We start from the raw sequence: 9771 nt of genomic DNA, 5'->3' as shown, positions 1-9771 counted from the left end.
TTCTTGAGCGGCCTTCCATTCTTCAACGGTCCAGCCGCTTGGTAAATAGCCATTGATTAAGTCGTGCGCCGAGGTCTGATCGGTCACTAAATCAGGTTTGATTTCACCAGCTTTGGCGCGCTTAACTATCTCGGGCAAGATGTCCGCAGCGTTACCGAGTAGAGCGATAGAAACCGCTTCACCTGCCGCAGTATGTTGTTTGATGAGCTCATAAGCATGGTCTAAATTGTCAGCTTGTTTATCGACGTAGCCAGTACGCAAACGAAAATCAATACTTGATTGCTGGCACTCGATATTTAAAGACGTCGCCCCAGCAAAGGTCGCAGCCAATGGCTGCGCGCCGCCCATACCACCTAGACCGGCGGTCAAAATCCACCGTCCTGCCCAGCTACCATCATAATGCTGGCGACCTGCTTCGACAAAGGTCTCATACGTGCCTTGCACAATGCCTTGGGTACCGATATAAATCCAGCTGCCAGCCGTCATTTGCCCATACATAAATAAGTCTTTGCGATCAAGCTCATTAAAATGCTCCCACGTTGCCCAGCGTGGCACTAGGTTGGAGTTGGCAATCAATACGCGCGGCGCATTTTCATGAGTTTGAAAAACGCCAACCGGTTTGCCTGACTGTACGAGTAGAGTCTCATCGTCTTCTAGTTCTTTGAGTGATGCTAGGATTTGATCGTAGCTTTCCCAGTTGCGGGCGGCACGTCCGATACCACCATAGACGACCAAGCTCTTTGGATTTTCAGCCACATCAGGATGAAGATTGTTTTGAATCATGCGATAAGGGGCTTCGGTTAGCCAGCTTTTACAATTTAGCTTACTGCCCGTCGGCGCCGCGATATTACGACTCTCGTCACGACGCGTAAATTCATTATTATTGTTTGATGCATTTTTACTCATTCCATTAACGCTAGTCATGATCCCATCCTTTTGATTATCTGTATATAGTTTGCCAATCGTCGTTTTTCGGCGGCATTATTTGAAGTGGCCAATAAGTTGTATATACAAATTATCAAAGATAGTTTTTTCATGCAAGCATTTTTTATTAGCAGCCAAATTAATTATAAGGTTGTCTTGCTCAAAAGGCTGTGCTCATGGTGATTATGATAATGGTCATGATATTATGTCAGCACTTGCACAGTTTGCAGTCAGCATTTAAAGATGAGCATGACAAAGGTGAAGCGTGACATGACGAAAGCAGTTCCAGCATATCAGCGGATTAAAAGCGCCATATTGGATAATATCCATTCGGGTAAATGGCAGGCAGGTGAAGCCATCTCCACTGAAATGGCATTGGCAAAAGAGTTTGGTGTGTCACGAATGACCGTAAACCGTGCCTTAAAAGAATTGAGCGAGGAGCGGGTATTAGAACGTCGACAAGGATCAGGGACGTTTGTTGCTCAGCAGCAGTTCAATCATACCTTTGTAGAAGTGCGCAACATAGCCCAAGATTTAAAATCAGCCAATCGCAATTATCAAGCTTATGTTGTGAGTAAACGTACTATTACTGCAGGCATGCTAGACGATGAAATGCGAGACAAGTTTAATATTGACGAAGAAGTTGTGGCTTCTAATTTAAAGGACGATATTAGCACTACTGATAGCAATGAAGCAGCTGTTTTATATGAAGTAAAAATCATTCATTTCGCTGATGGTCAGCCGATTCAGTTTGAAGAACGTTGGGTGGATGCGACAAAAGTACCAGATTTTATTGAGCAGGATTTTAATGTGGTAAACACCAGTGACTATCTCATTGCCAAGAGCCCACTTGAGCGTGGTAGCTATATTATTCGCGCCTTAGCGGCTCCTGAAGAGATTGCTAAGGCTTTACAAATTCCTGTGCAGTCACCGACATTGGTACTGCGCCGTCGGACGTATTCAGCAGGGCAAGTACTGACCTTTGTCAAAATGTGGCATGCAGGAGATCGTTATCAGTTTGCAGGCGAGCTGTAGGCTTTATTTTTAAACGAACTTTCATTGACGTATCTGACGATCTCTTAGCGTAAGGTTTTTGACTTTGGACACTGTAGATCAACTAACTTATCATATTTTTATCGATAGCGTATCGTCGGCACAGCAAGCAAAATTTGTATCAGTCTAGTGTATGTATTCAAAGTATTTATCTTATTTAGCACCGTCTATAACAAATTACCGTATCTCCTACGCGTTATTTATTCTGCAATTATTCCTCACTGATTTTTTTATTGTAGTTGTCTTCTTGACAATTCTTGCTATAAGAGTGATTTCAATTTGATTTCTTGAATAAACTTAACAAATATTTATTTATTAGATATTAGCTGTACTTATAATTGCTATTAATTTATAACGTTTGACTGTCGCTTTTCAGCAACATATATTAAGTTAATGTTAGTAAGTGTTAGATTTGGTGCTACCGACAATGAGATGGAACGAGATAATTGTGATAGAAGCATTAGATTTTTTAATACGAATTCTCAATCGCTTTTAAAACGTGTCAATGATTTCGAGAGGCAGCCAACACGCTTATTCGCCAGAAAATAAGTTTTTTAGAAACAAAGGAATGTGTAGCATGAAAATTTATAGTCATGAAAATCAAAAACTTCATCAGCCAAAGACTTATTTCTCGCGTGGAAAAATGCGTGAACCTCAAGAAAAACCTGAGCGCTTGGTTGAGCTTTTAAAGGCACCAAAAGAGTTAGGATTGGCAGTAACGACTGCTAAAGATATAGGAATCGCGCCGATTTTAGCTGTGCATGATTTGGATTATGTTGATTTTTTAAAGCATGGCTATGATGAATGGATGGCAGTAGACGAGGAAATGGGCGAGGAAGTTCAGACGACCGTTTATATTCAAAATAATCCTGGTCTTGGTATCCTGGCAAAAGCAGCTAAATATCAAGCCGATGGAAGTGCTCCCATTGGCAAGCATTCATGGACTTCTATTTATTGGTCAGCTCAAACGGCACTCAATGCTGCTGATGCTTTATTAAACGATGAAGGCGGTCAAAACCCTAAGCAAAATAATATGCAAATATGTCTGACCAGACCTGCAGGGCATCATGCTCGTAAAAACGCCGCAGGTGGTTTCTGCTATCTTAATAATGCAGCAATTATTGCTCAGCATCTTCGTCAAAAATTTCAAAAGATCGCCATCATCGATACGGATATGCATCATGGTCAAGGTGTTCAAGAAATATTCTATGATCGTAAAGATGTGCTATACACCTCTGTACACGGTAGCCCCATCAATTTCTATCCTGTAGTCGCTGGTCACGAGCATGAGAGAGGTGAGGGAGAGGGTTATGGCTATAATATCAATTTTCCGATGCCGCACGGTACAGATGAAGCTGGATTTTTTCATTATGTCGATCGCTCAATCGAGTCCTTAAAAATATTTAATCCAGATGTCATTGTTCACGTCTTAGGGTTTGATGTCTATAAAGATGATCCACAAGCCAAATGTCACGTTAGTACTGAAGGCTTTAAAACCTTAGCACAGAAACTTAAAGCGTTAAATAAACCCATTATCGTTCTGGTTGAAGGAGGGTATTGCATAGAAAAGCTCAATGAGAACCTACAAGCTTTTTTATCTGGGTTTATCTCAGAAGAACAATAATGAAAGATAAATGTTTAGGGCTACCCATATAAAGGATTTATTAGGGTAACTGTTCGGTTAACTCACAACAACAGGGATGTTTCATATGAGTGTGTCAATTATCAAAGCGATCAGCTATGCCGGTGTGTATGTCGGGGCTGTCATTGGTGCAGGATATGCAAGTGGGCAAGAAGTACTGCAGTTCTTTGCAGGCTATGGTTTTATAGGAATGTTAGGTGCTGCCATTACGATGATTATGTTGGCATGGTACGGTACGGTATTTATGGAATTAGGTCATCAGCTTAAGACCAATAGCCACCGTGTGGTTCTTAACTATTTATGTGGTAAAAAAATAGGTTTCTTTGCTGATTATGTTCTCTTATTTTTTATGTTTGGCGTCATCAGTATCATGTTTTCAGGTGGTGGTGCAGCGATACATCAATACTGGAGCCTACCGCCTGTTGCTGGCAAGATACTTATTGCCGTAATGACTTTATCAACGGTAATATTCGGTTTTACTTCATCGGTTAGGGCGTTAGGAATTATTTCTCCATTAATGATTTTGGCAGTGGTTGTTATCTCTATCCTTACCTTCACCACTTATTCTGATCAATTAACAACTGTCGATACTACTATTCAAATGCTTAACCCCGATACAGCTACTCCTTTTTGGTGGACGTCGGCGATAGTTTATGTCTCCTACAACGTGATTCCTGGGGTATCTACTTTTGCATCAATTGGTAATAAAGAACCAAATTTAAAAACAGTTAGAATGGCAGGCGTAATCGGTGGAATGACCTTAGGAATTTGTTTGTTGTTCATCATTATGGCGCTCTTATCCGATCTTGAAAATGTGATGAGCTATGAGCTTCCGTTCTTAGAAATAGCGCGTGGTATTGGTCCGACTACTGGGTTTTTATTTAGCATCGTGCTAGTGGTTGCTGTATTTACAACGGCGGTCTCTAATCTTTATGGCTTTGTGATCCGCTTCTTTGATTCAGATACGGAAACGTCGAAGTTTCGTATGTTGACTATTGTAGTTGTGGTGCTATCTCTGCTTGCCTCGCTCTTTCCATTCAGTACATTGGTAGGTACGTTGTATCCAGCTTTAGGCATTCTCGGAATGTATGTTCTGCTCTGTGCTTTGTATAAAACCTTTAAAGGTCAGATATTTATGGCTGAACGACCAAAGTTACAGTAAGGAAAATAAAGGAGTATGGTATGGGGTACAAAGCGATTGTGATTGGTGCAGGTATGGTGGGTACGTCTATCGCTTGGCATCTGCAAAAAAATAACTCTCAGGTTCTATTGTTAGATAAGAAGCAACCTGGATCGGAGACATCGTATGGTAATGCTGGATTGATACAGCGAGAAGCGATTCATGTACACCCATTCCCCAGGCATCTTGCCGAACTCATTAGGGTATTACCGAATCAGAACACAGATATACGCTATCGCTGGCCTGCGCTCTTCCGTTATCATCAGGCTTTGTTAAAGTACTGGCAGTTTTCAGCACCTTCTTCTGTTCAAAAAATTGAAAAGGAGTGGAACACGCTGATCGAGCACTGCACAAGCGGACATCAAGAAATGATTACGGCAGCTGGTGCTGAAGATTTGATCAGACGTGTTGGTTGGATTGAGATGCACCGAGACGAGGGTAAACTTAAAACAGCGATTGTGGGTGCTGAAAGGGCACGACAGCAAGGTATCGAACACAAGGTTTTATCCGTTATGCAATTGAAAGCATTAGAACCTAACGGTAATTTCGACGATTTTATCGGCGCCATTCATTGGTCTAATTCTTGGCAGGTATCAAACCCAGGAGCGTTGGTAAAAGCCTATGCAAAGAGTTTTCAAGAGAGGCACGGGACAATAGGTGAGTGTACAGTCAAGGAAATACTACCCGAGGGTGATGGCTGGCAAGTCATTACCAATCATGAGAATTTTTATAGTGATAATTTGGTTATTGCAGCGGGCCCTTGGTCTAACCAATTGATAAAGCCTCTGGGGTATGATTTACCTCTATTTCCCATGCGTGGTTATCATCAGCATTTTGAAACGACAGAGAAAAACAAGATTTATCATAGCTTGGTTGATATTGACAAAGGTTTTGTGATGGGGCCGATGCAACAAGGTATTCGTGTTACTACCGGTGCTGAAATGACTACTATGGACGCACCAAAGAACTTTGATCAATTGAACGCTGTATTACGTTTCGCTCAAGCTATTTTATCCTTGAACCAGCGAGTAGAGACAGAGGCGTGGGCAGGCTCGCGACCATGCATGCCTGATATGAAGCCAGTTATCGGAGCAGCTGGTAAGCATAAGAATCTATGGTTTGCCTTTGGACATGGCCATCAAGGTTTTACTTTAGGTCCTATCACTGGACGTATCATAGAAGAGTTATTACATAACAAACCTACAGCAGTAGATATTAAACCTTTTAATGCTCAGCGATTTTCTAATACTTAATACATATTTTTTTAACCATTGTATTTTAAAAGCATAAGGATAAATAAACATGAAGAAACTTCATAGTAATCAACGTATGAGCCAAATCGTTATTCATAAACAAACGATATACTTATCAGGACAAGTTGGCGCCATCGATGAAGATATGGCTGCCCAAACGTTAAGCTGTCTAAATAAAGTTGAAGGTTTGCTAGAAGAGGTAGGTAGTGATAAATCAAAAATCTTGACTGCAACCGTGTGGCTAAAAAGTATGTCAGACTTCGAGGCGATGAACGAGGTATGGGATAAATGGTTTACGGATACGCAGCCACCTGCTCGAGCCTGCGGTGAAGCAGTACTAGCTCATCCTGATCTGCTAGTAGAAATTACGGTCATTGCTGCTGAGTAAAGCATCTAGATATCTAGAAGAATTGAAGAACTCACTAAGATAGAAAATTAAGGGACTAACAATGAATAATATAATCCACGGTGGTCAAGTGATCGTAGATAGTCTGCAATTACATGGGGTCAGTCGCACCTATGTCGTTCCTGGTGAGAGTTATCTCTCGGTCTTAGATGGTTTATATGAGGCTGATATCCAAACAGTTGTATGTCGTCACGAAGCCGCTTGTACCTATATGGCGGATGCTCATGGTAAATTTACGGGTCAGCCAGGTATTGCCATGGTGACCCGTGGACCGGGAGCGGCGCAAGCTTACACTGGTATCCATACTGCATGGCAGGATGGTGTGCCACTTATATTATTCATTGGACTTATTCCTATTGCTGATAGAGACCGTGAGTCGTTTCAAGAATTTGACCCTAAGCAGTGGTTCTCTAGTCAATGTAAGCGTGTATTCATATTAGATGAAGTCTCGAGAGCGTCTGAGATTGTAGCAAAAGCGTTCCATGCGGCTTTAGAAGGACGTCCAGGTCCTGTCGTTGTGGGACTGCCTGAAGATATCATTCAGCAAGAATTCCATGGACAATTGCATCCAGTGATACCTGTTGCTGAAGGTTCTGTAAGTGATGACAAGCTTGAGGTAATATTAAGCGCCTTATCGACTGCTGAAAAGCCGCTAATTTTTGTAGGAGGACAAAATTGGACGACAGAGGCCTCTATGCAGCTAACGAAGTTTGCCGAAGATAATTGTATTCCCGTTATTCATGATTGGCGTGCCTCAGACAGAGTGACTTTTGACTCTCCTGCCCATGCAGGTTATCTGGGTTATGGGCGATCTGATGAGTGTGCCGCTCTTATCGAAACGGCTGATGTGCTACTGACGATAGGTACAGTACTAGGTGATGTCGCTAGTGATGGCTATAAATTACGGCAATCTTTTGATAAGCCTAATTATATTGTCAATTTAGATACCAGCTTGCGCGGTCATAGTGGTTCAGTTACTGAGCATATTGTCGCTAGCCCTATTAGCTTTGTTAAAGCGATGAGTAAAGTATCGCTGGTCAATTCGGTATCTCGTGAGACTTGGTTTCATTATTGTCATGAACAACAAAGAAAGGATTGCGCTTTCCCAGACAAAATGACCACCACAGAAAAAGCAACAGAAACTTGTGATGTCGCCGATTTAGCCACTGACCACAGTTATGCTAGCATGACGCAAGTGATTCAACAGCTTACTGAGCAGTTACCTAAAGATGCCGTATATAGCTTTGGTGCCGGTAATCACTGCTTATGGGCGCAGCGTTATCTGCCTACTCATACTTTCCCAAGCCAGCTCAGTACCAGAAATGGCGCGATGGGCTATAGCTTACCGTCAGGCATTGTTGCTGCTTTAGAGTCGCCAAAACGTCTATCAGTTGTGATCACTGGTGATGGCGAATTTATGATGAATGAAGCGGAATTATCAACATCCATTCGTTATGATGCCCCTGTTTTAATTATTTTGATGGACAATCAGCAGTTTGGTACTATCCGCCAGCATCAAGAGGCACATTATCCTGATCGGGTATCTGGCACGCAGCTACAAAATCCTGACTTTGCAGCACTTGCCAACGCCTTTGGTGCTCATGGTATACGAATCACTAGCAATAAGGGTATTGAAGCGAGTGTCACTGAGGCGATGCATATCGTCACAAAAGAACGCAAAACAGTATTGTTGCACGTGATTACTGATCCTGATGAGCTGACACCCTAGCTGTTGCTCTAATTGGCATCTTAAGCTAGTAATAACAATAACGAACTTGGCAGGGACGAAGCGAGCGAGAGCGGCTGTTGCACAAACAGCCGCTGAAATGCCTTTTGATGGTGTTAAGCGCTCAGCTTTTGGCTGTGAGCTTGGCTCTTAGGGTGTGAATGAGTTCGTAAACTTTAACTCTATAATAAATAAACGCTTATACAGTCCCGTTATCTCTATCTATATAGTATTATGAGCTGAGGACAATAGTGAAAGGCAAACTAAAAATCCGTAGACTAAAACACTATCATAGAAACTAAGCCTTTTATATTTTTAGCAGTCCTTTCACATTGATCGGTTATCAATATATCTAGAATATAAGTGTTGAAATACCATGCTGCAACAAAAACTAGCCGATAGCTTGAATTGGACATTGCTTCATGTATTGATTGTTATCTATGAAGAAGGGAGTATTAGCGCGGCTGCAAATCGCTTAAATATTACTCAATCAGCAGTAAGTCAAAACCTCAAAAAGCTTGAAGAGCAGCTCGAAAGTCAGCTGGTCATTCGTAATACCAAGCCGTTAGAGCTTACCCCCATCGGACATTACTGTCTTCAAGTTGCTCAAACGATATTTACAGAAATAACCTCTATTGAAGCTATGAAGGGTAGCAATTCGCATCTCTTAGAAGGCGAGATTAAATTGCTGGTGGCCAGTCGACTGCATAATCCAAAATACAATGAATTCTTAGTCTATTTCAAAAAAAAATATCCAAATATCACTTTAGATTTGACAGTAAAATCAAGTATGGATATTTTAAATAATCTGAAACAAAAGACGCCTGCTGTTGGTATCTGCTTGGCAAGACGTATCCCAGAGACGCTTAATCAGCAGTTATTATTTACTCAGCGCTATTATCTATACTGCGGCTACCACCACCCGCTATTTACAGTACCCGATTTGAGTTTTGACAGTCTATTAAAAGAAGATTATATCGCTTTTAGTAGTGAAGATATTGGTGATGTACTTTCACCAATTACAGTATTTAAAGAAAACCATGATATCACTGGCCGCATTAGTGCTTATACCAACAATTTAGACGAAGCGGTTCGCCTTATCTATACCGGCTATGGCATTGGTGCGCTACCTGACCAATTTATTGCTGCAACGCACCTAGAGTCAAAGCTGAGACGTTTACCGCCAAACGAAGGTATTGCTGATATACCCGTTTATCTTTTTTGGCATAAACACCGTGCTTTATCACCTATCGAAGCCAAATTTATTGAAGAGATTATAGAGTTTGATATTTCTTTTTAGGCAAAAACGAAACATTCCAAATGTTGACCTAGGCTGTCCTTATGTAGATATTGACTCACGAGGCTTGAGTTATATAGCCTGACGATAAGACTCAATTCCTAGTTCCGATAACCTAATCAATCTATCTAAATTTTCGAAGCTCTGCAAACCATACAGTGCCAAAGATACAGAAGTAGAGATACACTAGACTGGTAGTTCTAGTGCTTCGTATTTGCGTCTTTCTGAAATTTAAGTCTCCATGATTTTGGGTAGTTTATCATCTAAGTAATACCAAACCCAAAATATAT

Annotated in this window: 8 protein-coding genes; 7 read left to right on the top strand and 1 reads right to left on the bottom strand. The window is 41.4% G+C overall.

Annotated features, from left to right (window positions below; translation table 11 throughout):
- A partial coding sequence (hutU, locus tag B4K26_RS00280; RefSeq protein WP_296242898.1) for a urocanate hydratase occupies positions 1-906 on the bottom strand: 906 nt, incomplete at its 3' end.
- Positions 907-1194: 288 nt separating this feature from the next.
- On the opposite strand from hutU, the gene B4K26_RS00275 reads away from it, so the two are divergent.
- The 7 genes from B4K26_RS00275 to B4K26_RS00245 all read left to right on the top strand — a co-directional run bounded on the left by B4K26_RS00275 (position 1195) and on the right by B4K26_RS00245 (position 9484).
- Positions 1195-1959 carry a UTRA domain-containing protein gene (locus B4K26_RS00275; protein WP_296242892.1) on the top strand — a complete coding sequence of 255 codons (765 nt, stop codon included), beginning with the start codon at positions 1195-1197 and terminating at the stop codon, positions 1957-1959.
- A 595-nt stretch (positions 1960-2554) separates the two neighbouring features.
- A complete protein-coding gene (locus B4K26_RS00270; RefSeq protein ID WP_296242891.1) occupies positions 2555-3601 on the top strand; it encodes a histone deacetylase family protein in 1047 nt (348 codons plus the stop codon).
- A gap of 85 nt (positions 3602-3686) precedes the next feature.
- On the top strand, positions 3687-4781 hold the full coding sequence (locus tag B4K26_RS00265; RefSeq protein WP_296242890.1) for a beta-carotene 15,15'-monooxygenase: 1095 nt from the start codon (positions 3687-3689) through the stop codon (positions 4779-4781).
- A 20-nt stretch (positions 4782-4801) separates the two neighbouring features.
- On the top strand, positions 4802-6052 hold the full coding sequence (locus B4K26_RS00260) for an NAD(P)/FAD-dependent oxidoreductase (RefSeq protein ID WP_296242889.1): 1251 nt from the start codon (positions 4802-4804) through the stop codon (positions 6050-6052).
- A 49-nt stretch (positions 6053-6101) separates the two neighbouring features.
- Positions 6102-6440 (top strand): RidA family protein, encoded by a 339-nt coding sequence (locus B4K26_RS00255; RefSeq protein WP_296242888.1) that lies wholly within the window; start codon positions 6102-6104, stop codon positions 6438-6440.
- A 61-nt stretch (positions 6441-6501) separates the two neighbouring features.
- On the top strand, positions 6502-8187 hold the full coding sequence (locus B4K26_RS00250) for a thiamine pyrophosphate-dependent enzyme (protein ID WP_296242887.1): 1686 nt from the start codon (positions 6502-6504) through the stop codon (positions 8185-8187).
- A 373-nt stretch (positions 8188-8560) separates the two neighbouring features.
- Positions 8561-9484 (top strand): LysR family transcriptional regulator, encoded by a 924-nt coding sequence (locus B4K26_RS00245; RefSeq protein WP_296242886.1) that lies wholly within the window; start codon positions 8561-8563, stop codon positions 9482-9484.
- The last annotated feature ends 287 nt before the right edge of the window (positions 9485-9771 follow it).

Origin of the sequence: Psychrobacter sp. UBA6766, assembly GCF_002453355.1 — a bacterium.
In the GTDB taxonomy this organism is placed as follows: domain Bacteria; phylum Pseudomonadota; class Gammaproteobacteria; order Pseudomonadales; family Moraxellaceae; genus Psychrobacter.
The sequence above is the reverse complement of the archived record's forward strand: the minus strand, read 5'-3'. Positions and strand labels throughout refer to the sequence as shown.

Excerpts from the sequence above, each read along its gene's own strand:
- B4K26_RS00250 (WP_296242887.1), top strand. The coding sequence starts at position 6,502 with ATGAATAATATAATCCACGGTGGTCAAGTGATCGTAGATAGTCTGCAA.
- B4K26_RS00265 (WP_296242890.1), top strand. The coding sequence starts at position 3,687 with ATGAGTGTGTCAATTATCAAAGCGATCAGCTATGCCGGTGTGTATGTC.
- B4K26_RS00245 (WP_296242886.1), top strand. The coding sequence starts at position 8,561 with ATGCTGCAACAAAAACTAGCCGATAGCTTGAATTGGACATTGCTTCAT.
- B4K26_RS00275 (WP_296242892.1), top strand. The coding sequence starts at position 1,195 with ATGACGAAAGCAGTTCCAGCATATCAGCGGATTAAAAGCGCCATATTG.
- B4K26_RS00270 (WP_296242891.1), top strand. The coding sequence starts at position 2,555 with ATGAAAATTTATAGTCATGAAAATCAAAAACTTCATCAGCCAAAGACT.
- B4K26_RS00260 (WP_296242889.1), top strand. The coding sequence starts at position 4,802 with ATGGGGTACAAAGCGATTGTGATTGGTGCAGGTATGGTGGGTACGTCT.
- B4K26_RS00255 (WP_296242888.1), top strand. The coding sequence starts at position 6,102 with ATGAAGAAACTTCATAGTAATCAACGTATGAGCCAAATCGTTATTCAT.